This is a genomic window from Nitratireductor rhodophyticola (assembly GCF_019891355.1).
GTDB lineage: Bacteria > Pseudomonadota > Alphaproteobacteria > Rhizobiales > Rhizobiaceae > Nitratireductor > Nitratireductor rhodophyticola.
Genome location: NZ_JAHSSF010000004.1, coordinates 277,918 through 302,773, shown reverse-complemented (window position 1 = coordinate 302,773; position 24,856 = coordinate 277,918). Strand labels below are relative to the sequence as shown.

General features: G+C 61.8%; 29 protein-coding genes. 6 read left to right on the top strand and 23 right to left on the bottom strand.

What is annotated here, in order from left to right; genetic code table 11:
* Positions 1–6 precede the first annotated feature (6 nt).
* The 21 genes from fliK to KUG85_RS16820 all read right to left on the bottom strand — a co-directional run bounded on the left by fliK (position 7) and on the right by KUG85_RS16820 (position 18,348).
* Positions 7–1,278 (bottom strand): flagellar hook-length control protein FliK, encoded by a 1,272-nt coding sequence (fliK, locus tag KUG85_RS16920; RefSeq protein WP_223006156.1) that lies wholly within the window; start codon positions 1,276–1,278, stop codon positions 7–9.
* Entirely contained in the window at positions 1,275–2,555 is a 1,281-nt protein-coding gene (locus KUG85_RS16915; RefSeq protein WP_223006155.1) for a chemotaxis protein, read from the bottom strand. The genes fliK and KUG85_RS16915 overlap by 4 nt, the downstream gene beginning before the upstream one ends.
* Positions 2,552–3,886 (bottom strand): MotB family protein, encoded by a 1,335-nt coding sequence (locus KUG85_RS16910; protein WP_223006154.1) that lies wholly within the window; start codon positions 3,884–3,886, stop codon positions 2,552–2,554. The genes KUG85_RS16915 and KUG85_RS16910 overlap by 4 nt, the downstream gene beginning before the upstream one ends.
* Complete coding sequence (locus tag KUG85_RS16905) at positions 3,883–4,530, bottom strand: hypothetical protein (RefSeq protein WP_223006153.1); 648 nt, start codon at positions 4,528–4,530, stop codon at positions 3,883–3,885. Before KUG85_RS16905 ends, KUG85_RS16910 begins: the two co-directional genes overlap by 4 nt.
* Entirely contained in the window at positions 4,530–6,170 is a 1,641-nt protein-coding gene (gene fliF, locus KUG85_RS16900) for a flagellar basal-body MS-ring/collar protein FliF (RefSeq protein WP_223006152.1), read from the bottom strand. The genes KUG85_RS16905 and fliF overlap by 1 nt, the downstream gene beginning before the upstream one ends.
* 116 nt (positions 6,171–6,286) lie before the next feature.
* A complete protein-coding gene (locus tag KUG85_RS16895) occupies positions 6,287–7,156 on the bottom strand; it encodes a flagellin N-terminal helical domain-containing protein (RefSeq protein WP_065815727.1) in 870 nt (289 codons plus the stop codon).
* Positions 7,157–7,358: 202 nt separating this feature from the next.
* Complete coding sequence (locus KUG85_RS16890) at positions 7,359–8,228, bottom strand: flagellin N-terminal helical domain-containing protein (RefSeq protein ID WP_007008624.1); 870 nt, start codon at positions 8,226–8,228, stop codon at positions 7,359–7,361.
* Positions 8,229–8,433: 205 nt separating this feature from the next.
* The gene (fliP, locus tag KUG85_RS16885; protein ID WP_223006151.1) at positions 8,434–9,171 is read right to left on the bottom strand and encodes a flagellar type III secretion system pore protein FliP; all 738 of its coding nucleotides are present in this window, start codon (positions 9,169–9,171) and stop codon (positions 8,434–8,436) included.
* Complete coding sequence (locus KUG85_RS16880; RefSeq protein ID WP_065815725.1) at positions 9,168–9,671, bottom strand: flagellar basal body-associated FliL family protein; 504 nt, start codon at positions 9,669–9,671, stop codon at positions 9,168–9,170. The genes fliP and KUG85_RS16880 overlap by 4 nt, the downstream gene beginning before the upstream one ends.
* A 24-nt stretch (positions 9,672–9,695) precedes the next feature.
* Complete coding sequence (flgH, locus tag KUG85_RS16875; protein WP_065815724.1) at positions 9,696–10,400, bottom strand: flagellar basal body L-ring protein FlgH; 705 nt, start codon at positions 10,398–10,400, stop codon at positions 9,696–9,698.
* On the bottom strand, positions 10,397–10,909 hold the full coding sequence (locus tag KUG85_RS16870; RefSeq protein WP_025029092.1) for a MotE family protein: 513 nt from the start codon (positions 10,907–10,909) through the stop codon (positions 10,397–10,399). Before KUG85_RS16870 ends, flgH begins: the two co-directional genes overlap by 4 nt.
* 9 nt (positions 10,910–10,918) lie before the next feature.
* A complete protein-coding gene (locus KUG85_RS16865) occupies positions 10,919–12,022 on the bottom strand; it encodes a flagellar basal body P-ring protein FlgI (RefSeq protein ID WP_025029093.1) in 1,104 nt (367 codons plus the stop codon).
* Positions 12,019–12,486, bottom strand: coding sequence for a flagellar basal body P-ring formation chaperone FlgA (gene flgA, locus KUG85_RS16860; RefSeq protein WP_065815722.1), 468 nt, complete (start codon positions 12,484–12,486; stop codon positions 12,019–12,021). Before flgA ends, KUG85_RS16865 begins: the two co-directional genes overlap by 4 nt.
* Positions 12,487–12,492: 6 nt before the next feature.
* Positions 12,493–13,281, bottom strand: a complete 789-nt coding sequence (flgG, locus tag KUG85_RS16855) for a flagellar basal-body rod protein FlgG (protein ID WP_007008631.1) — start codon at positions 13,279–13,281, stop codon at positions 12,493–12,495.
* A 12-nt stretch (positions 13,282–13,293) separates the two neighbouring features.
* On the bottom strand, positions 13,294–13,602 hold the full coding sequence (locus KUG85_RS16850; RefSeq protein WP_223006150.1) for a flagellar hook-basal body complex protein FliE: 309 nt from the start codon (positions 13,600–13,602) through the stop codon (positions 13,294–13,296).
* Positions 13,599–14,018, bottom strand: coding sequence for a flagellar basal body rod protein FlgC (flgC, locus tag KUG85_RS16845; protein WP_007008633.1), 420 nt, complete (start codon positions 14,016–14,018; stop codon positions 13,599–13,601). The genes KUG85_RS16850 and flgC overlap by 4 nt, the downstream gene beginning before the upstream one ends.
* Before the next feature lie 3 nt (positions 14,019–14,021).
* A complete protein-coding gene (gene flgB, locus KUG85_RS16840; RefSeq protein ID WP_223006149.1) occupies positions 14,022–14,399 on the bottom strand; it encodes a flagellar basal body rod protein FlgB in 378 nt (125 codons plus the stop codon).
* A 67-nt stretch (positions 14,400–14,466) separates the two neighbouring features.
* The gene (locus KUG85_RS16835) at positions 14,467–15,108 is read right to left on the bottom strand and encodes a hypothetical protein (RefSeq protein WP_065815719.1); all 642 of its coding nucleotides are present in this window, start codon (positions 15,106–15,108) and stop codon (positions 14,467–14,469) included.
* Positions 15,105–16,502, bottom strand: a complete 1,398-nt coding sequence (gene fliI / locus KUG85_RS16830; RefSeq protein ID WP_065815718.1) for a flagellar protein export ATPase FliI — start codon at positions 16,500–16,502, stop codon at positions 15,105–15,107. The genes KUG85_RS16835 and fliI overlap by 4 nt, the downstream gene beginning before the upstream one ends.
* Positions 16,499–17,215, bottom strand: a complete 717-nt coding sequence (flgF, locus tag KUG85_RS16825; protein WP_065815717.1) for a flagellar basal-body rod protein FlgF — start codon at positions 17,213–17,215, stop codon at positions 16,499–16,501. The genes fliI and flgF overlap by 4 nt, the downstream gene beginning before the upstream one ends.
* Positions 17,216–17,223: 8 nt before the next feature.
* The gene (locus KUG85_RS16820) at positions 17,224–18,348 is read right to left on the bottom strand and encodes a DUF1217 domain-containing protein (protein ID WP_065815716.1); all 1,125 of its coding nucleotides are present in this window, start codon (positions 18,346–18,348) and stop codon (positions 17,224–17,226) included.
* A 143-nt stretch (positions 18,349–18,491) separates the two neighbouring features.
* On the opposite strand from KUG85_RS16820, the gene motA reads away from it, so the two are divergent.
* The 6 genes from motA (at position 18,492) to KUG85_RS16790 (ending at position 23,404) form a co-directional block, all read left to right on the top strand.
* Positions 18,492–19,364, top strand: coding sequence for a flagellar motor stator protein MotA (motA, locus tag KUG85_RS16815; RefSeq protein WP_065815715.1), 873 nt, complete (start codon positions 18,492–18,494; stop codon positions 19,362–19,364).
* Positions 19,365–19,395: 31 nt separating this feature from the next.
* The gene (locus KUG85_RS16810) at positions 19,396–20,334 is read left to right on the top strand and encodes a FliM/FliN family flagellar motor switch protein (RefSeq protein ID WP_223006148.1); all 939 of its coding nucleotides are present in this window, start codon (positions 19,396–19,398) and stop codon (positions 20,332–20,334) included.
* Between the two features lie 25 nt (positions 20,335–20,359).
* Positions 20,360–20,746, top strand: coding sequence for a flagellar motor switch protein FliN (gene fliN, locus KUG85_RS16805; RefSeq protein ID WP_065815713.1), 387 nt, complete (start codon positions 20,360–20,362; stop codon positions 20,744–20,746).
* A gap of 39 nt (positions 20,747–20,785) precedes the next feature.
* On the top strand, positions 20,786–21,796 hold the full coding sequence (locus KUG85_RS16800) for a FliG C-terminal domain-containing protein (RefSeq protein WP_223006147.1): 1,011 nt from the start codon (positions 20,786–20,788) through the stop codon (positions 21,794–21,796).
* Between the two features lie 80 nt (positions 21,797–21,876).
* The gene (gene flhB / locus KUG85_RS16795; RefSeq protein ID WP_065815711.1) at positions 21,877–22,947 is read left to right on the top strand and encodes a flagellar biosynthesis protein FlhB; all 1,071 of its coding nucleotides are present in this window, start codon (positions 21,877–21,879) and stop codon (positions 22,945–22,947) included.
* A 16-nt stretch (positions 22,948–22,963) separates the two neighbouring features.
* Positions 22,964–23,404, top strand: coding sequence for a hypothetical protein (locus KUG85_RS16790; RefSeq protein ID WP_025029097.1), 441 nt, complete (start codon positions 22,964–22,966; stop codon positions 23,402–23,404).
* Between the two features lie 63 nt (positions 23,405–23,467).
* Here KUG85_RS16790 and KUG85_RS21200 read toward each other — a convergent pair whose 3' ends face one another.
* The gene (locus tag KUG85_RS21200) at positions 23,468–24,121 is read right to left on the bottom strand and encodes a helix-turn-helix transcriptional regulator (RefSeq protein ID WP_223006146.1); all 654 of its coding nucleotides are present in this window, start codon (positions 24,119–24,121) and stop codon (positions 23,468–23,470) included.
* A 12-nt stretch (positions 24,122–24,133) separates the two neighbouring features.
* Positions 24,134–24,826, bottom strand: a complete 693-nt coding sequence (locus KUG85_RS16780; protein ID WP_025029099.1) for a helix-turn-helix transcriptional regulator — start codon at positions 24,824–24,826, stop codon at positions 24,134–24,136.
* Positions 24,827–24,856 lie beyond the last annotated feature (30 nt).

Sequence of the window (24,856 nt, the reverse complement as noted above, 5' to 3'; positions counted from 1 at the left end):
AAGAGGCTAAATATAAAGGCCGTTCTGCGCCGCATCGGCGGTATCCTGCGCCTGTCTTCCGTCGCGGCCGGCCTGCTCACGGGGCGCGCGTTCCCCGCCGGCCCCGCGTGAGGGGTCCCCTTCGCCCCGGCCGTCGCTCATGGACTGGAATGCTCCATCGCGCGCGTTGCCGCCGGTTGCAGTGTTGCTTTGACTGCCGGGTGCGGACTGCTGCACCGTGACCCGGTCAATATCGTAGCCGAGCGAGCGCAGCGCCTTGACGATGGAATCGCTGTCGGTGCTGAGACGATGGCGCGCTTCGGTGTTTTCCACCTGCAGGTCCACGGTCAGTTGCTCTCCAACGATGCGCAGCCGTGCTGTCACCATCCCGAGTTCGGCCGGCTGGAGCTGAATCTTCAACGTCTGTACCATGCGCCCGGCCTCGCCCTGCTGACCGGTTTGCAGATGCGCGGCTTCGCTGGTGCCGGCGCGCGGGGCAAGAGGTGTCTGCTCGCTGCTGGCCACAGGTGCGGGTGCGCGCTGGATGGAAACCACGCGGATTTCAGGTTGCTGCTGCTGCTGGGCGTTGTCACGCAGCAACCCATCGCTACCGTTGCCGCCAGCGACACGCTGCGTCGTCTCGGGTTTTCCAGAATGGCCAGGTTGCTGCTCGACGGCTCCTGCGGCCGGCTTTTCGGCTGCAGGGGCATTTGCTTTCACTGCCGCCTGTGCGGCTTCGGGGAGGGGGCGTTCAGGCCTGCCTGGGGCTACCGTAGCCGTGCGCTCCCGGGCCCGCTCATTTGCCTGGGGTGATGGCTGCCCGGCTGCGGCGTGAGGTGCAGCTGCAGCATGTTCTGAGACTGGAGGGGCAGCGTTTGGCGTTCCGTTTGTCTGCGCTGTCCTGCTTTCATTGTTGCGCGCCTGTTGGCCGTCCTCCTCAACCGCTTCAGGATCTGCAGCCACGGGTGTTGGTCTGTCGCCGGCTTCAGGGGAGGCGGTGCGCATCTGATCGGAGGGCTGGTCTTCCGGAAGCGAAATTTCAATGCTGTCGGCCGGCTGCTCTCCGTCGCGCGGGGCCTCCTCCTGCCCACCCATCCGATGCGGCAGGGTCCAGCGTATCGGATGCCAGCCCGTTTCTTCGTCTCCGGCTTTTCTCTCCGGGACACCTTTTGCTTTCTGGCTTTCCTGAAGGGCTTCCTCGAACGCGAGGGAACCAGCCTCGCCGGTGGCGCGCTTCTGCAAACCTGTGTCCGGTGTTTGCGGGGTAGCCGGCAAACTCCGGCTGATGGCGGCGTTCATTGCGCGGTTTCCTCTTCAAGCAGTGCATCGATATCTTCGAGCTTGCTGCGCATTTCTTTCAGGTAGCCATCGGCTTCCTCGTTCACCGGATCGCCGGGGAATACGAGGTTGTCGGTGCCCGGCGGTGCGGGCGCGGTGGCGTTTTGTTCGTTCTCGACGATGTCGTTGTTCTCCAGCGCCGCCTCTTGGGGAGGACCTGCCTCCGCAGGCGTCGGCTCGGAGGGCGGGGTTACCGCAGACGTGTGGCGGGGTTCATCCAGCACTGCCTTTGCAATGGCGGTCGCTGCGTCGAGCAGTTCCCGGTCGGCACTGGAGAGCCGGTCGCGCTCGATGCCGTTGAGCGCGGCAAGAACATCGTCGACATTATCCGAACTGACGGAAGCCATATTCGCGTAGAGAACGGCCCGTGGGTCGCTGTCACCGTCTGCGCCCTCGCTATGGGCCATGGCCTTTTGTGAGGCGAAGGCAAGGAGCCGCTCATAACCCTCAATGGCACTCTTGCGTGCGAGCCGCAGGTAGACGATTCGTGCCTGCTCGCTGGACATCTGCGCCGTAACGTCATCGACCATACCCGGGTCGACGGTATCGTGCAGTTCCACGACGGCGGCCACGAAGGTGTCGACAAACTGCGTCGCATAGGGCGAGCGCAGGAAACGCCGGACATATTGTTCGGACGCGCGGGCAAGCCGCTCTGTATCCCCGAGGGCGGCAGCCAGGGGGATGCTTCTGCGCAGGGCGGCCTCCTCTATCAGGGTGCCCGGACTGAGAAGCCTGGCTTCGTCAAGCATCCTGACCGCGAAAAGAGGATTGTCCCTTGCCGTCACCGTCGCGCTGACGAGGGCGACAGGTGGCCCCACTTCCGGCGGGAGGCTCTTGGGATCGATGTCCTGGAGAACGGACCGGGCAGCGGCGAAATCGCCGAGCGCATAGCGCACGATCGCATTGCCGAGCCGACTTTCATCTGCATTCAGCGAAAGCTTCGAGAACAGGAGCTCCAGCGTCTTGGGATTGCCGCCGCTGAGACCATAGATGAGCAGCGCCTGCAGGTTCCGCGGGTCGGAAAAATCGTCCGGTGCGGCTTTGCGCATGCGGTTGTCGATGATGCCCAGAAGTTTCTGCTGCATGGGCAGGGCTGCATGATCGCCGTCTGCAATCCGGTCCTGAACCCGCTGGAGCGAGCGGACCATCTGATAGGGCTGCATGGAAGCCGCCTCGGCACCGGCATCGAGAAACAAGCCGGTCACCAGAATGGCGGCAAGTCTCGCAACCGCCTTCATCGCGGCACTTCCAGAAGAATTTCGATGCGGCGGTTTGCGCTGGCATAGGGATCTTCCGGCACCTTCAGCTTGCGGTCGGCGAAGCCAGCCACCTGCTCGATGCGCATTTCATCCAGCCCGCCACGCACGAGCATGTAGTAGGCGGCCTGCGCGCGTGCGCTGGACAGGCGCCAGTTGTCATAAGTCTCGCTGCGGAAGGGGCGTCCGTCGGTGTGACCGCGCACGCTGACCTTTCCGGCCTGCTCGCTCAATGTCTGGCCGATTTTGTCCATGGCGAGAACGAGTTCACGCTGAGGCACTGCCGATCCCACTGGGAACATGCCATTTTCAAGGTCGTCGGTGATGGACACTAGAACGCCCTCATCCGTTGCGACGACCGAAATCGAGCTTTCCAGCGGGGTGCCCGCAAACTGCGCGGCGAGCTGGGCGCGGATCTGCTCGGCCAGCCGCTCGCCGCGATTTACGGCCTCCTCGGAGGCGGGCTGCGGCATTGCCTCCTGAGTGTTCGCCATTTCCGGTTCGGCCGGAGGCGCTTCCTCCTGTGGTGTGGGCTCTTCCCGTTCAGCCGGTTTCACGGGCTCCACTTCAGGAACGGGTTCCAGTGCGATGGCCGTTCCCGCGTCAGTCTCCGGGGCCTCCCGGGACACGGCGGGTGGCGCATTCTCGCCATTGGTCGGGAGATCGGTATCGCTTCCTGCGGGGTTTTCACGCGCATTGTCAGGGTCGCCCTGAACGCCAATCTGTGGCCGTGCGACCTGCTGTGACCAGAAATCCGGGGCGAACGGATCGCGATAGGATTCACCACCGGAGGCGCCTGAGGACGGGCCCGCGGTCTGCGCGCCGCCATCGCCCCTGTTCGACACATTCTGCATCGTGTCGGTGTTGGAAGCGATTTCTGCGAGAACGGCATAGGGATCGGAGAACAGATTCTCGTCTGAAAGCTGTTGCGTATCCGAGCGACCGACGGCGTTTTCGAAGCTCATTGGTCCGGATGTCTGATCCTGGTTCTGCGATGGAGCACCGGGAGCATCGTCCTCGACATCATTTGGCGCGCTGTCGACCGGGTCACCATCAACATCCTCAAGCCCCTTGCTGCTTGTGTTGCGGTCGATGAGCTGCACGGGGTTGAAGTAGCTCGCAAGCGCGGTTTTCGTATCGTCGTCGGTTGCGTTGATCAGCCACATAACCAGAAAGAAGCACATCATGGCGGTCATGAAATCCGCGAATGCGATCTTCCATGCACCGCCGTGATGGCCCTCGTCTTCGCCGCCGCCGCCGCGACGAACGATAATGATCTCGGATGCCCGATCCTCGTTTTCGGCCACGCTCATGAGATCAATCCTGCAAGTGCTTCCGACCACTCGGTGAGCCGGGTTTCAAAAAGCTCTTCATCAACCGAGATGCTGATGTCGAAGCCGGGCGCTTCCGTGAAATCCACATGACGGGCCTCTTCGCCGAGCCCCGCCTTTAGGCTGTCCCACAACACCGGTGAGCCGCTCACGCGGATGCGCAGCGTCTCGCGGTCGTCGATGGCGCTGCGTATCACGCGTTCAAGTTCGGCAATCGATCGCTTCTGCAGGTCATCCGTAAGAACACTGCCCAGGATTCGTGCCGTGGCCTGTGCGGTCAGGGCGACGAGCTGATCCTCCAGAACGGCAAAACGGGTGTTGATCGTCTGCCCTGCAGCCTCACCGAGTTGCCTGTGCAACGCTTCCATTTCTTCGGCGTGTCGCTGGCGCTCCTGTTCGAGCGCCTGGGCATGCTCGTGCGTGAGCCTCTCTGCCAGCGCGGCTTCCGCCGCCGCGATCCGTTCGTCAACCTGTGTCTGCAGGGGCCGAACGGCTTCTTCCGCTGGCGGCTTCCCGACCTCGAGAAGCGCATCGAAATGGCTGGGTGCCGCATCGTGCGGGAGTGCGGGCGGGGAAGGGGTGCCGAAATCCGGCAGAACGTCGATCAGCGACAGAGCGGGGGGCATCAGCCGGCCTCCGCCTCAGCGCGCGCCCATTTGCGCAAGATGTGTGCGGTGCGCTCTTCATTGAGGTCGACCATCCGCGCCAGCCGTTCCTGCGGCGCGGGACGTATCTTGAGACGGTGTGTCCCATAGGTGTCGTCTTCCTCGAACTCGGGGTCGGAATAAGCACCGTCCATGAGGCGGGCCTGTTCTTCCTCGTGATTGGGTAAGGCGCGCTGCGTGTCATCGGAAACTGGTCCCTGAGCGATCGCGGGGCGCATGAGGTTGGTGCCGATCGGCTTCAGACCGAACCAGGTGACAAGGAAAGCCACGAGAATGAAAGCGGCAGCGTTTATCAGCGTGCCCGTGTGCTGCCCAACGGCATCGAGAATGCCGGGCTCTGGCATCGGTGTGCCGTCGAGACCGTCGATGAACTCCACCGAGGAGACGTTGATCACGTCGCCGCGGGTTTCGTTGAAGCCAGTGGCGGAAGCAACGACATTCTGGATCTCGGCAATGCGTTCACCGATCTGCTCGGGTGTTGCATTGGGCCCGAGGATCTCCATGATCCGAGCCTGATTGACGACCACGGCGATCGACATCTTGTCGACGCTATACCCGTTGCTCGTGGTGGCGATGCGCTTGGTGTTCAGCTCGTAATTGGTGGTTTCCTCCCGGCGTTCGCTTTCTTCGGAGGACTTTGGCCCGGCAGTTGCAGCGGTGTCGTCCTCGGGAAGGTTTTGTGCCACGGAGGTCGGCTGAATGGCCGTCTCGCGATTGGCGCTGTCGCTGGAGCGAACCACCTGGACCGACCGCTCGATCCGTGAGTTCGGATCGTAGATGACCTCCTCGATCTGGCGGGCGTCGGTGTTGACGTCGGCCTTGACGCTGGCACGGAAGTTGTCGGGTCCGAGGTAGGGAGCCAATGCGCGGCGGATGTTCTGCTCGATCTGGTTTTCGACCGTGCGTTCCACGCCGATAGAGCGCTGTGCGGTGCTGTTGGACGGATCGTCGCCGGCGGCCAGCAGCGTGCCTGTGGAATCGAGCACGGTCACCTTTTCCGCGTCGAGGCCGGGCACGGCTGCCGAGACGAGATAGCGGATGGAAGAAGCTGCATTGGTGGCGTCTAGACTGGATGCGCGAATGACGACGGACGCCGAAGGCTGGCGTTCCTCGGTGCGGAACGTGCCGCGTTCCTGCATGACGATCTGGACCCGTGCAGCCTTGATGCCGGCGAGCGACTGGATGGTGCGGGCAATCTCGCCTTCCAGCGCCCGAACGCGCGTGACCTGCTGCATGAAGGTGGTCAGGCCCAGAGAGCCGACATTGTCGAAGAGTTCGTAGCCTGCGTTGGTGCTGCTCGGCAGTCCCTTTTCGGCCAGAAGCATGCGCGCCTGGGCTGTCTTGCCGGCAGGAACGAGAACCGCCGTGCCGTCAGAAATCACGTCGAAGCCGATGCCGGCTTCACCCAGCACGAGGCCGATCTGATTGACGTCGGACCGCTCGAGCCCGACATAGAGCGTTTCGTAAGCGGGCCTGTTGAGATAGGCCGCGCCGGCAACGATGACGGCCATGACCAGTGCCAGCATGCCGCCCAGAAGGGCGAGCCGGCGGGGGCCGAGGCTTTTCAGGTTTTCAACGACGGTCTGAATCTGCTCAGGCAACGCCCAATGCTCCCATGCGAATTATGACCAGAAGACTAGACGCCGAAGCTTGTGCGAAAATGAAATGAGGCCGCAATGCGGCCCCATTCGATACATGGCTGTTGTGAACGCTGGCTCTACTGGAACAGGGCCAGAATGCTCTGCGCGTTCTGATTGGCGATGGCCAGGGCCTGAATGCCGAGCTGCTGCTGCACCTGGAGTGCCTGTAGCCGCGTCGATTCCTCGTTCATGTCAGCGTCGACGAGCTGTCCGACACCGCGCTCGATGGAATCCATCAAATTGGAAACGAAGTCCTTCTGCAGATCGAGGCGGGTCTTTGCGGCACCGAGATCGGCAGCGGCGTTTGACATGCTCGACAGGGCCGTCTCCACATCCGTCAGATAGCCGTCGATATCGGCATCCGCGCCGTTGGTGACGATGTCGATCAGCATGATGTCGTCAGCCAGACCGCCCGGCAGACCGCCGGCGGCGAATAGCTTCACGCTGGCAATGTCGATCTGGATCGTGCCGACCGTGACCGTGCCGGCTGAAGAGCGGTTGTAGGCGGAGACGACTTCCATATTGCCTGTATCGTCCGTTGCCAGAATGTTGGTGCCTGCATAGCTTGCGCCGGTGGCCGCGCTCTTGATGTGGTCAAGCAGGATTTCAATTTCGGCCTGGATCTTGCCCTGGTTTTCCGCGCTTGCGCCGCGTGCCGTCACCAGTTTGGATTTGATCGCGTCGACCGCTTCCAGAACATTGTTCATGGCTGTGTAGGAGGTGTCGATCTTGCCGGCGCCAAGGCCGAGCGCGTCCTGCACGGCGGATAATGCCTTGTTGTCGGAACGCATGGTGGTCGCGATGGACCAATAGGCCGCATTGTCGCTCGCTTCAGCGACGCGGTAGCCGGTGGAGATCCGCCCCTGAACGACGTCCATGGACTTGTTGGTCGCTTTCAGGCTCTGCAATGCCACCATTGCAGAAGTGTTGGTCATGATGCTGGCCACGTGATCACCCCTTTGTTCAGCCGCCCCTGATGGCACCGCGTGATGGCGCCGGGTATGGTTAACAATAGGTAGAAGCACATGGTTAACAGCCGATTAACGGACGTTAACTGTTATTGACAGGATCAAAAAAAGACGGGCCGCTCGTGTGAGCGGCCCGTCCATTGTGAAAGGATGCCGGCGCTCGCGCGCCGGGATCAACCTTTTAGCGGAACAGCGACAGGATGTTCTGCGAGTTGGAGTTGGCGATCGACAGCGCCTGAATGCCCAGCTGCTGCTGAACCTGCAGGGCCGACAGACGGGCCGACTCTTCGTTCATGTCCGCATCGACCAGCTGGCCAACGCCACGCTCGATGGCGTCGGAGAGCTTGCCAACGAAGTCTTTCTGCAGGTCGACACGCGACTTGGCAGCACCGAGCTCGGCAGCCTGATCGGCGAGGGCGGCGAGGGCCGTCTCGACGGTGCCAAGTGCGGTGTCGACTGCCGCGTCGGCAACCTGGCCGCCCGAAGCATCGAACAGTGCTGCTGCAACGACGTTCGCCGCGCTACCAGCGGTGCCGGCTGCGTCGAGCACCAGAACGTCGGCGCCCGTCAGCGTGACTTCGTCGATGGAGACGGTCGTGCCGGTACGGTTGTAGGACGCGACGATGTTTACATCGGCGTTGTCCTGGATGATGTTGGAACCGGCATAGTTGGAGTTGCCGACAACCGAGGTGATGTGCTCCTGGAGCGCGTTGATTTCGCCCTGGATCTTCTGCTGGTCTTCCTGCGAAGCACCGCGTGCCGTGACAAGCTTCTGCTTGATCTTGTCGACGGTGTCGATGACTTCATTGATACCCGTGTAGGCCGTGTCGACTTTACCGGCACCGAGACCCAGAGCATCCTGAACGCTGGACAGGGCCTTGTTGTCGGACTTCATCGAAGTCGCGATCGACCAGTAAGCTGCGTTGTCGGCAGCTTCGCCCACGCGCAGGCCCGTCGAAATGCGGGACTGGGTGGTAGCCATGTTCTTGGAGATGTTGTTGAGGGTCTGCAGCGCCGTCATTGCCGACGCGTTGGTCATAAGACTTGCCATGGGATAAACGCCCCTGAAATACAAAACATACGAGGGACATACCGGGCTCACCGGTATGACGGAGCGGCATCATGCCCTTGATCCCGTTGGAAGATCTGTCCGCCATGCTTGAGGGCATTTATCGCGGGAAAGTCCTACCAAAAGGATAATGGGCCGGCTTAATTTTGCAGGGACGGGATTTTCTTCCGGATAGACGCGGTCAACCTTATACGAAGGAGCGAACAAGGCTGCCGACGAGCAGGTTCCAGCCGTCGATCAGGACGAAGAACAATATCTTGAACGGGAGAGACACGACCGTCGGTGGCAGCATCATCATGCCCATCGACATGGTGATGGTCGCGACGATGAGATCAATGACGAGGAAGGGCAGCACGATCAGGAAGCCGATCTCGAAGCCGCGCCTGATTTCCGAAATCATGAACGCGGGCACAAGCACCCGCAGATCCGCTGTTTCCACCGTTACATCGATGTCGATGTTGCCGCGTTCGGCTGCGAGATCGGCAAAGAGAGCGAAATCCTTCTCGCGGACATTGTTGACCATGAAACCGCGGAACGGCTCGGCGATACGCTGCACCGCATCCTCTTCGCTGATTTCATTGTTCATCAGCGGGCGTATTCCTTCCGCCCAGGCACGGTCGAAGGTCGGGGCCATGACATAGAAGGTCATGAACAATGACAGGCTGATCAGGATCAGGTTGGCCGGCGTGGTCGGCAGACCCATGCCCGCGCGCAGGATCGAGAAGGCGATCACGAAGCGGGTAAAGCTCGTGACCATGATCAGGATGCCCGGCGCAACGGAAAGAACCGTCAACAGACCGAATAGCTGGATGATCGTGCCGACGGTCGAGCCATCGGCACCCGTCAGTGCGCCAAGGTCGATGGATTGGGCTGCCGCAGCGGATGGAAACAGCGCGCTGGCGACCAGTAAAGCAAGGCGTCTCATTCGAACAGCAGGGCCCTGAACAGGATTTGTTTGACAGCGCCTTCGCTGCGGATGCTGGCGCGCTCTGCAAGATCAGAACGCAGATGCTGGAGACCGCTGGCCGTTTCCACCTGACGCAGTTTCACCGTGCGCAGATAGGCGAACAGGTCCTGATGGATGGCGGCTGCGACCACGGGATCGGGTTCGCCTTCAAAGACGAGGGAGAGCTCGGCCCGGACCCAGATCTCGCTTGGCTCGGCCAGATTGGTGGTGATCGGCTCCATCATGAAAATACCGGGTTGCGTGTGCGCCGCAACGTCCTCTTCCCCGGCGTGTTCGGCAACGGTTGTTTCGGTCGCGGCGGCGGCAGCTTCCTCGGGGCCGCCCGATCTGCTCTGCAGATAGCCGCCGGCGAACCATGCAGCCCCCGCGGCAAGCGCCGACATGACCAGCAGCATCGCCAGCTGAACGACGAGTGAAGGCCCTTTTTTCTCTGGTGGTTGCTGTTCAAGCAGCGCCATGCGTCTTCAGGCTCCGGCGTCGGGTTAGAATGGAAGCACCTGGTCGAGGAACTGCTGGCCGTAGGGTGGCTGCTGAACCTCGCTGATCCGTCCGCGTCCACCGTAGGAGATGCGCGCCTCGGCAATGCGCTCGTAGGAGATCATGTTCTGCGGGTCGATGTCGCTCGGCCGCACGATACCCTCGATGGTGAGAATGCGCAGCTCCGCGTTGACGCGCACTTCCTGAGTGCCGCGAATGCGCAGGTTTCCGTTGGAAAGGACCTGTGTGACCACGGCCGCCACAAGAAGACGAATGTTTTCCGAGCGTTCAGTCTGTCCGCCCCCTGCGGTCGACGTCCCGGAGCCGATCTTGCCTTCTGCAGCGGCGGAAGAGCCCGCGCCGCCGACCGAATAGGAACCGGAAAGGCCAAGACTGCGCGCCGCATCGCGGGAGCGCTCGGATTCGTTCTTGAAACGCGCCTTGTCGTTGATCGAGATTTCGACCGTCAGAATGTCGCCGACATTGAGCGCGCGCGGATCGGTGAAGAGCCGGCTCTGTTTGTCGTCCCAAAGAGAATAGCGCGTGAGCGCCGGGGCGGGGCGTTTTGGATAGTTGTAGGCAGCCATCACTTCCGGATCGATTGTGGCACCGACCTGAGTCATGGCCGGTTCCTTTCCGATTTCCTTCAGCGACTGCGAACAGCCGGCGACGAAGGCCAGCGGGAGGAGAAATACGGGCCGGAACGTCATGTCGGGTCCTCCGGACGCGCGGCGCTGGCGATGATGGTCGTCAGTGTCGCTGCGGATTTGCTGTTCATTTCATTGAGGATGATGCCGGCCGTGCGCGGTTCGAGCTTCATCAGGATGGCGGCGGCGAGTTCGACACGGACTTCCGCAAGGCGCTCGGCGGCAGCGTCGGGCCGCATGGAGGCGTAGATCTCCACAATGCCGGCCTCTGCCTGCGCCAGGAAGACGTTGCGGCGCTGAAGCCAGCCTTCATAGTCGGCGCGCTTCTGCTCAAGCGCGGCAATGCGTTCGTCCACTTCGCCCCTGAGCTTCTTCAGTTCCATGGCCTGGAGCGCATAGCGGCGGTCCCGCGCGGCGTCGGCAATATTGGCGCAGAAACGTTCCACCTCGTCCGGTTTCATGCTGGCAGGATTGTCTGCCGCCAGCGCATGGAGCGGCGCGATCTGTGTGGCGAAAACGAGACCGGCGAACGCGGCGGAGGCGGTTTTCTTCAATTGGGTCCGGCGTGACATGCGGCGCACCTATTGCAGCACGAGTTCGGCCTGAAGCGCACCGGCGGACTTGATGCCCTGCAGGATGGCAATGATGCCATCGGGCTTCACGCCCAGCCGATTGAGGCCGGAAACGAGGGTTTGCAGATTGGGACCGTCCAGCAGGGCCACATTGGCATCGGGCTGGTCGGCTTCGATTTCGGTAAAGGGTTCGATCGCAGTCTCACCGCGCGAGAATGGCTCTGGCTGGACCACGCGCGGTGTCTCTGTGATGCGAACGGTGAGCGTGCCGTGGCTTATGGCAACGCGGGAGATGCGGACGTCATTGCCGATGACCACGGTGCCGGTGCGTTCGTCGACCACAACGCGGGCCGGGCCGTCGGACTCCACCATCAGGTTTTCGATTTCGGCGTAGAAGCGGGCGTAAGAGATGCCCTTCGGCCGGCGGATGCGGATCGTGCGGGCATCCTCTTCCTGGGCGAGCCGGGCACCGAAACGCGAGCCGGTATAGGTGTTGATCGCATCCGCAACGCGCACGGCTGTTGAGAAATCCGCATTGCGCAACTGCAGGACGAGGCTTGCGCTGTCGGACATGGACGCCTCGACCTTGCGCTCGATGATGGCGCCATTGGGCACGCGGCCCGAGGTCGGCACGCCCTGCGTCAGTGTTTCTGCCTGTCCCTGGGCGCTGAAACCGGAAACGATGACGGACCCCTGCGCCACGGCGTAAATCTCGCCATCGGCGGCGCGAAGGGGCGTCATCACCAGCGTGCCGCCGGCGAGCGATGTCGCGTCACCCAGCGAGGAGACGCTGACGTCGATCCGTGCGCCCGACTGCACGAAGGGCGGGAGGTTTGCGGTGACGATGACGGCGGCAACGTTTTTTGCGCGGGCGCGACCGCCTTCCGACGCGATGCCGAGATTTTCAAGCATCGCGCGCATGGACTGTTCGGTGAAGGGCGAGTTGCGCAGGCTGTCGCCGCTGCCCTGCAGACCGATCACCAGGCCGTAGCCGACAAGCTGGTTGTCGCGTGCGGCCTGCAGCATCGCAATGTCCTTGATGCGCGATGCGGCGCCAGCCGGCAGGGCCAGCGTCAGCGCCATCAGGACTGAAAGGAAAAGGCGAGACATCATATGGCACCGACCTGAACGCTTCCGTCAGCCAGCACCACACCCATGAAAGTGCGGCCGCTCTCGATGTTGCGCAACCGGATCATGTCGCCGGCAGCACCCGCCTGAAGCGGAACCGCGCGCAGGGAAATGACGAGGGGGCCTTCGCTGAAGGTCACGGTGACGGGGCTGCCTGTTTCCACCAGATAGGCATCGCGCACATAGCTGATGGGGATGAGACGGCCCGGGAGCAGCGTGCGCCGGGCGACCTTGCCGTCAATGTCTTCCAGCATCCGGGCAATCGCCGTGTTGCCGCGTGGCGGGCGACGCAGAACCACCTCGTCGAGCGCGTCGACGGAGATGGTTTCTCCGGGATAGATGACGCGGGTGGACACCACCGCCTGCTCCAGCGCCGCAGCCGGAAGGCCGGTCGCAACAAAGCTGGCCAGTGCGAGGATGAGCGCGGAGAGGAGGGTGTGCCGCTTCATGCGAACCTACCGGATCGACTGGGTGACGGTTGCAGCCATTTCATCGGCCGCGCGGATGACCTTCGAGTTCATCTCGTAAGCGCGCTGCGCGGAGATCAGCTCTGTGATTTCTTTTACGGGGTCCACATTGGAGCCCTCGAGATAGCCCTGCTCGATGACGGCGAAGCCCGGATCGCCCGGCACGCCCTGAATGGCGGCACCGGAAGCGGGAGTCTCACGGAACAGATTGTCGCCAATCGGATCGAGGCCGGCTTCATTGGCGAAGTTGGCAAGCGTGAGCTGGCCCAGATCCTGAAGCTCTGCCTGCCCGTCGATCCGCGCAAAAACCTGTCCGGTCTTGTTGATCACAACCTCCACGGCATCTTCGGGTATCACGATTGCCGGGTTCACGTTGTAGCCCTGGGTGGTGACGAGCTGGCCTGTTGCATTGGTGTTGAAGGAGCCGGCGCGCGTATAGAGCGGCTCGCCATCAGTGCCTTCGATCTCGAACCAGCCCTTGCCGACCAGCGCGACATCCAGCTTGTTGCCGGTGTTGTTCATCGGCCCCTGGATATGCAGGTTGCGCACAGCCGCGGCCTTGACGCCGAGGCCCACATTTGCACCCTCCGGCACGATGGCCTGGTTGGCGCGGCTGGGAACGCCCTGCATGCGCTCGGTCTGATAGAGCAGATCCGAGAACTCGGCGCGGGCACGCTTGAAGCCGGTCGTGTTGATGTTGGCGATGTTGTTGGCGATGACTTCAAGATTGAGCTGCTGGGCGCTCATGCCGGTGGCGGCGATCGACAGGGCTTTCATGAATCAGGCTCCTCAGATGGCCATGCGGCTGATGTCGAGATAGGCGGTGACGAGCTTGTCGCGGACGGCGATCGCCGCCTGCAGCGCCTGCTCGGCACTCATGACGGCATCCACCACTTCGCGGGTTTCGGCTTCGCCCTGAAGTGCCTTCAGCGAGACGCCCTCGGCGTGGTTGAGCCTTGCCATGGTGTTGGCGGCTGCTTCGCCCAGCATGGCGCTGAAGGCTTCTCCGGTTTCGGAGGCGGGGGCCTGGCGTGCCGGCTGGACACCGGTGGCTTCCGTCAGTGTCGAAGGGGCAATGCTGCCGACTGGAGGAATCATGACTGGCTCCGCATCAAATCAATGGTCATGGAAATGAGTTCGCGCGCCTGCTTGATGACCTGCAGGTTCGCTTCGTAGCCGCGATTGGCCTCGCGCATGTCGGCCATCTCGATCAGCACGTTCACATTCGGCATCTTGACGTAGCCGCGCTCGTCTGCCGCCTCGTGGCCGGGGTTGAACTCAAGGGTGAACTCGGTGGGATCGCGGGCGACCGATCCGACCTCGACGACGCTGCCGCCGATATTGCGGTCGAGCTCGGCGACGAAGCTGATCGTCTTGCGGCGATAGGGATCTCCGCCCGGAATGTCGCTGGTGGACTTGGCGTTCGCCAGGTTTTCCGAAACCACCTGCATGCGCTCGGACTGTGCCTGCAGGCCGGATGCGGCGACTTTCAGGGATGCGGAAAGCGGGTCCACGGATTATCCTCTCGACGTGTTCATGAGCATGCGGTGAAAGGCCTTGACGATGGCCGTGTTGAGCTCGAACGAGCGACGAACCTCACCTGCATTGGCCAGTTCGTCTTCCATTTTCACCGTGTTCTCCGAGGGCAGGACGGCCGGGTCCTCGGTGCTGCCGACGGCGAAGGAAGCGTTGGTCGCGCCAAATTGCAGATGGTTCGGATTGGTGCTCTTCAAAGCCACCCGCGAGCCGTTCAGAACATTTTCGAACGGCTCGACCTCAAGCGCCTTGTAGCCGGGCGTGTTGATGTTGGCGACATTGCTCGCCACCGTCGTCTGACGGACGGAAAGCCATTTCGCCTGCTGGGTGGCGAGATCGAACAGGTTGACGGGCTGCATCAGGCAGGTCTCTCGGTCTATGCAAACATCCTGAACGGCACTTTAGGCAGCCAGTCTTGTGCGGGCCTTACGTCCCGTCTTCGGCAGACAGCTTGATCACCAGTTCGCGCGTCGTGATCATTTCCCACTGCCCGTTTTTCCAAACGATCTGGGCGACGCGGCTGCCATCCGGCAGGCGTGAACCGCGCTGGACCAGCCAGTAGCCGTCTTCATCTTCGATCATGGCGCGCCCCCCGACCGCGTGTACCAGGCGGAAGCCCGGCTCATCGCCGGGGAAAGGTTGATCCTCAAGCACCCCGGTCGGTGTGCGGTCGACCGTGCCGGTGGAGGTGTAGTCGACCTGTGGCAGCGGGATCATCTGGGAGGGAATGCGTGCGCCGACCAATGCCGGCAGAGCCTCGCGTGAAGGTCCCTGCGGGGAGGGGCGGCCGGCAAATGTCATGGGGCGAACGCCAAACTGTTCCTGATTGAAGAAGATATACCAGGGAAACATGGCGCAGACGGCGGCAAGCCCGATGCCGCCGAGCATGATCATCCAGTCACTCCGGCTGCTGCTCGGCTTGTGCAGGGCGCTCGCTTTTTGAAGGCGACGTGGAAGAAATGCGGATCGTCGGGAAGGCGGAGGAGCCTCGACAATGGGTGCGGCGGTCGGGTTCGGCTCGGTTCGCCGCCCGTCCGGCAGTTCAAGACTGGCCAGTTTCAGCGTCATTGTACCGGTTCTCCGGCTTTCAGTTTCATCGCCAGATCCGTGAAGGGATCAGTCGAACGTGGATCGTTCGGCGACTGGGTGAGGGCATCGTAGATCAGCGGTATCTGACGCACGGCCTGATCCAGCTCGGCATCGTTTCCGGGCTGGTACGCGCCGAGCAGGCGAATGTCGCGTGTGTCCTCAAAACGGGCGATCATGGAGCGTAGCCGGGTTACGAGGCGTTTTTCGTCGGGTTTCCAGGCGCGATCGGCAAGGCGCGAGATAGAGGCCAGCGGATTGACGGGTGGAAAGCGTCCCTGTTCTGCAATGGCGCGGTCGAGCACGACATGACCGTCGAGAATGCCCCGTACGGCGTCGGCGACGGGATCGTTGTGATCGTCGCCATCGACAAGGACGGACAGTATTGCGGTAATGGAGCCGCGGCCGGTTTCGCCAGGCCCGGCGCGTTCGAGCAGGCGCGGCAGTTCCGTGAACACCGAGGCAGGATAGCCGCGCGCCACGGGTGGCTCGCCGGCGCCGATTGAGACCTCGCGCAGGGCATGGGCAAAGCGCGTGATGGAATCGAGAATGAGCAGCACCTTGTCACCGCGATCGCGAAAGTATTCCGCGACGCTCATGGCTGTATCCGGCGCGCGCCGGCGCATCATGGCGCTTTCGTCGCTGGTGGCGACCACAGCCACCGATTTGGCCATGCCCTGCGGTCCGATCGTGTCTTCTAGGAATTCACGGACTTCACGCCCGCGTTCTCCCACCAGCGCGATCACCACCGTATCGAATGCATCCGCGTTGGCCAGCATGGATAGAAGCGTAGACTTGCCGACACCGGAACCGGCGAAAACGCCGAGCCGCTGCCCATGGCAAAGCGGGGTGAAGATGTCGATGACCCGAACGCCCGTCCGGAACGCTTCCGAAACTCGCTGCCGCTGCATGGCCGGCGGCGTGACGGGGGCGAAGCCGGAGGCCGGAGGTCCGCCAGCGGGAGCGGGTTTCCCATCGGCGGGCCGGCCAAGCGCGTCCACGACCCTGCCGCGCCAGGAGGGGGCGGGCGCGAGATCGAGTTGTCCACGGTTGAACACAGCTTCGCCCAGACCGACGGAACCGGCCTCTTCGTATGGCGCGACGAGAACACCGTCCTGCGTGATGCGCACCACTTCGCCCGCGCCGGCAATGCCGCCTTTGCGATTGCGCCGCGATACCAGATCACCGAGCCGTGCCGTTTCAGACAGGCCGCGCACGCCATAATGCGTGGGAGAAACTTCGCTGACGCGCCCGCCATGCCGGACGAGAAAACGCTCATCGCCCGCGATGCGCCGATAGGCTTCTTCCAGTGCCGTGAGCACGGTTTCCCTCGGCGGCGGGGCTGGCACTGCGGGTTCTGTCACGGCTTCACTCATGCGCCCAGCAGTTTGATGGCATCTTTCAGCGCGGTGTCGCTATCGCTCATCAGCGCCGAGACGTGTTCAAAGGTGCGCTGCACCTCAATGAGGTTCATCATTTCGAGAACCGGGTTGACGTTGGCTTCTTCCACGAAACCCTGCGCCACGCCCGCATCCGGCTGGTCGATCACCGGTTGCGGATCATTGGCAACGAAGCCGGAGTTGCCGAACCGCGCATAGTCCTGCGAGGGGGCGAAGGCGTAGAGGCCGATGGCGCCGACCAGCTGGCCATTCTGGCGCAGCGTGCCATCGGCGCTTGCCTCAGGCGGACCGGCAAGGGGATCGAGCAGCAGCGGCGCGCCGCCGGCGTCGAGCACCGGGTGCCCGTCTATGCTGACCAGTTCGCCGGTCTCGCGCATGGTGAAGCGGCCATCCCTCGTGACAACTGTGCCGGCCGGCGTCTCGAGCGCGAACCAGGCATCGCCCTGTACTGCGAAGTCGAAAGGGTTTTTCGTTTCGCGCAGGCCGCCCGCATGGATGGCAATGCTGGGTGTGCCGGGTGCGGCAAACGAGACAGAATCCGGGCCGTCGCCATTGACCATGTCGCGGAAGTTTACCGATGTGGCGCGATAGCCGACCGTACCGGCATTCGCGACGTTGTCGGCCAGTGTTCCAAGGCGCTTTTCAAGCGCCACCTGGGAGGACAGGGCGACGTAGAGTCCGGTCTGCATGGGGTCTCTTACCTCTTCAGCTGCGCAATGGTGAAAAGCATGTCGGTGGAGATGCCGAACTCCGCCGGCTGACTGAACAGCGCGGCGATGGAGGTCTGCTGGGAGCTGGTCGGGTTTTCAAGCTCCCACATGGTGGTGAAGCGCTTCAGAAAGTCCTCCAGCTTCTCCGGATCCCGAAAATCCGCGATGTCGATGCGTTCCCTGATCATCTCGACCTGCTTGTCGATGTCGGCCTGGGCCAGCGCTGCGGGGAAACCCAGCGCAGTGCGCACCACCTGGGCAATGGCCTTGTCAGCGAGCAGTTCGTAGTAGGAGCGGAATTCGGGGGCCTTGCGCTGGAAATAGAGCGCCAGCCGCACGCCCTCGTTTTCCCTGCCTGCGTCTTCTTCGAGCGTCTGGCGCACATAGCGTTCGACGGCGAGGTTGTTTGCGATGTTGTAGGTGGTCGCGTCTTCGCCGTAGCGGGCGAAATTGAAGGCTTCCGCGAGTGCCCTGTAGCGCTTGTCTTCGGTCTGGTTTGCGGGGCTTTCGGGATCATCGATGCCGCCCTCCAGAACCGAACGCAGGAATTTGAGGTCGATCACTTCGTCCACCTCGAACCCATGCGCCATGAGCGCGAAGGTCAGCATGTCCTGGTCGCCCATCAGATCATCGACGGATTTGATGTCGGGAATTTTCGCCAGATAGTTGTTGATGCTGCCGATCAGTGCGGGATCGTTCGGTGCCGTGCCGTTCTTGATGGCGCGTGTGAGATATTTGTCGACCGTTCCCTTCTGCGCCGGATTGTAGTTGGTGGTGTCGGCGCCACCGGCCGCAAAATTATAGGTGCGGGCAAATTCGACATAGCGCTTGTCGGTCAGTTTGTTGGCGAAACTGTCGGGGTCGCTGATGCCCTCCTCCAGAACCTTCACCATGAACGCCTTGGCGTAGGCCATGTCGTCCAGCCCGTGTGCTTTCATGGCATAGCGGAAGAGGCGGTCGTCATTGACGAACTCCTCAATGGAGGTCACCCGGCCGATGTTCTCCTGATAATATTCGGTCTCGCGCTGCACCATGGGCTGCGACTGCACGCGCTCCAGCGACCGGGACAGGTCTCGGTTGATGAGGTTGTAGCTCGTGAACGTGTTGATCAAGGCGCACCCTCCGCCATCTTCGGTTGCGCAACCCTAGTTCGCCTATCTTGCGCGAGGCTTTCGCGCAGACTTTCGGCATTCAAGCCTCACGCAAGCCACGGCGGATACACAGGAGGAGAGGCCTATAAAAGATGGCGGTATAGATGGGTATTCTTGTTGGACTGGTGGTAACGCTCGGCTGCGTGATCGGCGGCTATATGGCAATGGGCGGGCATGTGGACGTGCTTTTCCAGCCGTGGGAATTCGTGATCATCTGCGGCGCGGCATTCGGCACGTTTCTGGTCGCTAACCCCATGTCGACCGTGAAAGACGCCGGCAAGGCCTGTGTCGAGGCATTCAAGGGCGCGGTTCCGAAGGAAACCGAATATCTCGAGACGCTCGGTGTCCTGCACAGCCTGATGCGGGAATTGCGAACCAAGTCGCGCAGCGAGGTTGAAGCCCATATCGACAACCCGGAAGAATCCGCGATCTTTCAGACCTATCCGACGATCCTGAAAAACAAGGATCTTACCAATTTCATCTGCGATTACTGCCGTATCATCATTATCGGCAATGCCCGGCCCTTCGAGATCGAGGCGCTGATGGATGAGGAAATCCAGACCATCCGCCGCGACAAGCTGAAATCATACAATGCACTTGTCGCCGTCTCCGAGGGATTGCCGGCGCTCGGCATCGTGGCTGCCGTGTTAGGCGTCATCAAGGCCATGGGCGCGATCAACGAGTCGCCCGAGATACTGGGTGGCCTGGTCGGCGCCGCGCTTGTGGGTACGTTCCTCGGCATCTTCATGTCGTATGCCGTGGTCGGCCCGATCGCGACCAAGATCAAGATCGTGCGCGAAAAGAAGAACCGGCTCTACGTCATCGTGAAGCAGACGCTGCTTGCCTACATGAACGGCTCGCTGCCGCAGGTGGCGCTTGAGTTCGGCCGCAAGACCATTTCCGCTTATGACCGGCCGACGATCGATGCGGTCGAGCAGAGCACCATGAATGCCGGTGGCGAAAAGCAGGCCGCGTGATGCAGCAGGATCAACGGAGTAACAGCCGATCATGGCGCTGACGGAAGACCCAGAACTGATGCGTGCGCTTGTCGTGGAGCGGCTGGTGGGCGCTACCGGAGATCCGCGAAAGGTGGTCGAGGCGGCGCGCTCCTGTGCGACACGAGCCCTGCCGCGCGTGATGGAAAGCCTGGAAGAAAAGCTGCCGACACCGATTGCGGTGGATCTGGTTGATGTGGAGATCGTGCGGCTTGCGGAGCTGAAGCCCCAGCCCGATTGCTGCGATGCGCTGGTGGTCGTTTCCGGAGAAGTTTCCGGAGACGCGCTGACCATGCGGCTCGACCCCACGGCCATATCCCTGCTCGTCGGTGCGATGTTCGGCGGCAATCCCGAGCTGCCGGCGGTTCCGGTCGAGCGCCCGCCTTCTGCCATCGAGCGCGATGTCGCGGCCCATGCTTTCGAGCTCTTCGCAAAGGCGCTGAACGGAAAAGGCGCTCGTTCTCTTGGCCTGCGGTTGCAAATGCCCACGGTGCTGGCGGGTGCGGATTTTCGCCGCTTCGTCGTGCGTGACGGTCCGGGTGTGCGGATACGGTTTGCCGTCGGCGGGGAAGAGCAGGGCGGCCTTTTGACCGCATGGATGCCGCAACGGCTGCTGCTTGAAACGCGCGACGCCGAGGCGGACGACAAGCGCCAGCAGAATGCGAAGGCGGCCGACTGGCACAACCGGTTCAGCGATGAGGTCATGCGCTCGAATGTGCGCCTCAAAGCGACCATTCCGCTGATGCGCATGGCGCTTGGACAACTCGCATCGCTTCACGAAGGTCAGGTGATCGAGTTTGGCGACGGCGCGCAGCCTGAGGCGCGGCTCGCCGTGCGCGACAAGACGGTGTTCACCTGTGACTTCGGAAAGGCCGGACATCACTACACGGTGCGGATCAAACAGCCCTTCGACGCCCGCAAGGATGTCGTCGAGGGACTTCTGGCGCAATGATGTGCCGGATAGGCGGTGAAGGAGAATGACGATGACGAATGCCGAGCCTGAGCCGCAGGAAAACGGCGAGGAAGAGCTCAACAAGGCGATTGAGGAACTCAAGGACGTTCTTCACGAGGATAGCCCCGGTGCGCGTGAAAGGGTCGATTCCTTTTCGGGAAATCCAGACCTGGTCATGAGCATCCCGGTTGAGGTCCAGATTGTACTGGGCAGTGCCGAGATGCCGGTATCGCAGCTCATGGCCCTGAAAAAGGGTTCGACGGTATCGCTCAACCGGCGTGTCGGCGAACCGGTGGAGATCGTGGTGAACGGCCGGCGCATCGCGCGCGGCGAGATTACGCTGGTCGATGACGATCCGTCACGCTTCGGTGTGAAACTGACTGAAATCGCCGGCAAGGCATCTGCTGAGTAACGCGGATAACGGATTGCAGATAGAAAGGTCGGATCGGTCATGACTGAAGCTCTGGCTCTGACACAGGCACAGAAGGCAGCCACCATTCTCGTGGCCATGGGCAAGCCCTCGGCGGGGCGGCTCTTGAAGTTCTTCAAGCAGGACGAACTCAAGGCGCTCATGGAAGGGGCACGCCTGCTGCGGACAATTCCGCAGGCGGAACTGGAGAAGGTGGTCAGCGAATTTGAGAGCGAGTTCACTGAAGGGGCCGGACTGCTCGATTCTGCGGACAGCATCGACACGATCCTCAATGAAACCCTTTCCGAAGAAGAGATGAACCTTCTCATGGGGCGCAATGCGCCGGTCGCCAGCGAGGCAGAGGAGGTCTGGGCGGAACTTGAGAAGCTGCCGGCTGAAGAATTGATCGAACTGACTTCGGCGGAACACCCGCAGGTTATCGCGGCCATTCTAAGCGGTATCTCTTCGTCCATCGCGGCCAAGGTTCTGGTGAGCCTGGACAAGAACCTGCGGACCTCCGTCGTCAGCCGCATGGCCGCAACGGGTGAAATGCCGGTGCAGGCGAAGAAGCTTATTGAAAACCGGATGAGTGACCTTTTGCGCAACATGCGCGCGGGCAAGGATTCCGCTGTCGGGCTCGCACGTGTCGCATCGCTGCTGAACGAACTCGACAAGGATCAGGCGGACGAGGTCATTCACGATCTGGAGCTGACAGGCACAAGCGACGTGAAGGCGATCCGCTCGCAGCTTTTCAGCTTCGAGGAGATCGTGCTGCTCGACCAGAAGGCGCGTGTTGCGCTGTTCGACGGTCTGTCGAGCGAGCTTGTCACGCTGGCACTTCGAAACGCGCCGGAGAATACCGTGGAGGCTGTCCTCTCGGCACTGGGCCAGCGCACGCGCCGCATGATCGAAGCCGAGCTCAGCACCGGTTCGGAGGACGTGCAGGAGGCCGACATCATGCAGGCCCGCAGACGCATCTCCGCGAGTGCGGTTCAGCTCGCGCAGCAGGGTAGTTTTGTCCTGCCCAGCATGCAGCAGCAGGAAGCCGCCTGACGGTTTCGGAAGGAGAAGCCCGGCGCGCGATCCCGTGGGGCCGGGCGACTACATCTTCAATCGTCTGAGCGAAGGTCCTGATGGCGGAAGGTGCCGACAAGGAAAGCAAGACAGAAGAGGCAACGGAAAAGAAGATCCGTGACTCTATCGACAAGGGCCAATTGCCCTTTTCAAAAGAGGCGCCGGTTTTTGCATCCTTTCTTGCCATTCTGACATTCACAATCTTCTTCGCGCAGGACAGCGCGGTGCGGCTTGGCAGCTTCCTGTCCATCTTTCTTGAGCGGGCGGATGGCTGGTCGCTTGAAACACGCTCCGATGCGATGGCGATTTACCAGCTCGTTTTCATGGAGATCGCAAAGGTTGTCGGCATCGTCATGCTTCTGCTCGTGACGGCTGGCGTTGCCGCATCCGTCCTGCAGAACACGCCGCGCTTTGTGCTCGACCGGATCAAGCCGAAACTTTCGCGTATCTCGCTGAAAGAGGGCTGGAGCCGGATTTTTGGTGCCAAAGGCTTCGTCGAATTCGCAAAATCAGTGGGCAAGATCATCGTGGCAGGTGGTTTTCTGGTTCTGGCGATGCGCGAGGCCGAGACCCGCCTCCTCGCCGGCATGATCACCAATCCGGTGGAATTCACTTCCGTCATTCGCGACATCGCGGTTCAGAGCCTTGTGGTCGTGACCCTGGTGGTGGCGGTCATCGCAGTCGCGGATCTTTTCTGGTCGCGTCATCAGTGGCGGGTGGACCTGCGCATGACGAGGCAGGAGGTGAAGGACGAGCACAAGCAGACTGAAGGTGACCCGATCGTCAAGGCGCGGCTGCGATCGCTTGCGCGCGACCGCGCCCGCCAGCGCATGATGTCGGCCGTGCCGCAGGCGACGCTCGTGATCGCCAACCCGACCCATTTCGCCATTGCGCTCCGCTATCGACGGGATGAAGATGCAGCGCCCGTTGTCGTGGCAAAGGGGCAGGATCTCATTGCGCTCAGGATCAGGGAGATCGCCACGGAGCACAACATTCCTGTCTTCGAGGAACCGGTGCTCGCGCGCTCCATGTACAAACAAGTTTCGGTTGATAATTTGATTCCGTCACAGTTCTACAAGGCCGTGGCGGAGCTGATCCGCCGCATCTACAGAACCGGTGAAAGACCGTAGTCAGCAGGGATACACTATGGACAAGCAGCCGCATTCGCCTGCTCGAGAAATTATCGTTGCCAACGCCATTCGCGCGGTGGCCAACGAGTTGCGTCTTATCGACGTGGCCGACTACATCGCTTTCATTCGGCTGGAGAGCCTGGCGAGCGTCGCGGATATCGTGGAGTCGGCTGCGGAACTGTATTTCATGCCGGGCACATTGCGGCTTGGCCATGGCTGCGACGCGCATGTGACATGGGGGGGAAGCCCTCGCATATCGCTTGACCTTGAGCTTCGCCCGCAGGGGGCGACGGTTTATTTCACGCTGGAGCTGAGTGCCGACAATGCCGGCGTGGAGGTCAATTATGTGGCCTTCGACAACCCCTCGGACGACCCGGAAGCGAACTCGCGCTATCTCGCCGAGACCCTGCAGGCTTCGCGCATCGTGCGCACGGAAAGACCGTTGATCAACGGATAGCAGCGCGGCCCCTGGTCGGTTGCCGCCTCGTGTCCCTTGAAGTGATACTGACAGGTCCCGAACCTAATCGATGAGGCCTTTGCGTAGCGCCTTGGCAACCGCGTGGACGCGATTGACCGCGTTCAGTTTCTGGGTGGTGTTTGCCAGATATTGATTGGCGGTGTGCACCGAAAGCCCCAGCCGCTTTGCAATTTCATCGCTGGTCAGGCCGTTCGCGGTGAGTTTCAGGCACTGGAGTTCACGCCTCGATATGGCCGGGCCGCTGGTTCCGCCGGGAAGCGGATCGTGCTCCAGAAACCGGGTGAAAAGGGCGTGACACCGGCTATGGAGATCGAGCAATGCATCGCGCTCCAGGCAGATTTCTCCGCCGAGAAAGAAGATGGCGCCATGATGTCGCTGGTCCGTCGCAAGCGGCAGTACCAGGCCACTTTCCTCCTCAAGCGGTGGAATCTCCTCCCAATGCACTCCAAAAGTCTCTTCCGGCATGGCGATGCCCCAGAGAAGCGGATGGAACGTTTCGGACAGCTTGTCCACGAAGCGCTTGCTTAATCGGCCGGCGAGTTCGAGGGCTTCAGTGTGGTTCTGCGTGCCCGTCTGCTCGAGACAGGGGGTCAGCCTTGGTTTCCCAAGACCATTGACCAGATAGAGATGAGATCGGGCGGCGCTGACGCTTTCGGTGAGCTCCTGCAGCCCGACTGCCATGTCCGAAAGCGTCATCGATCCACCGTTTTATATAAGGCCGTTGCGAATGGCCGTCGCAATTGCCATCGCGCGATTTTTCGCTGCCAGCTTGTGGATCGCGTGGGCGACGTAACTGTTCACAGTGTTCGATGACACGTTGATGATGAGTGAGACCTCATCGGCGGTTTTTCCTTCGGAAACCCAGTAAAGACATTCGCGTTCGCGCTCGGAAAGCGGCTCGCCGATCGGATTTGTTCTTGCCTTGTAACCGGAAAGCAGGTGGCACAGCCCCATCTGCAGGCGCTGGAGTTCTGTTGTGTCGAGTGCATCGGCCTCATCTGCCGAAATCAGGGCGACGTAGCGCTTCTTTCCCGAGGGGAGCTTGAGGAGGAACACTTCCTGTTGTTGGTGAAGCGAAAGGTGTGCAACCTCGTCACAGGCGACGAGTGCCGCAAGCGCAAGCGGGTGCCAGCCGCGCGGAGCTGCACCGGGAAATGTGGAAATGGGACTTTCGACAAGGCGCGTGATGGCATTGAGGCCCACATCCTCGATGGTGTCGAAACTCCAGTTGGAGACCAGGATGCTTGCCATTCCTGTGGCGCTGTCAGGCGCAGCCTCAGCGATCAGGTAGGAAATGTTTTTGCCGGAACGGCAATAACCGCGCGCGAGGCTGGAGACGTCGCGCCGCGATGCGGCTTTGTACTGCCGGGCACTGCGTTTCTCTTTCGTCTCAGTCGCCATTCGGTCTCACCGCAGATCCGCACCGCCGGA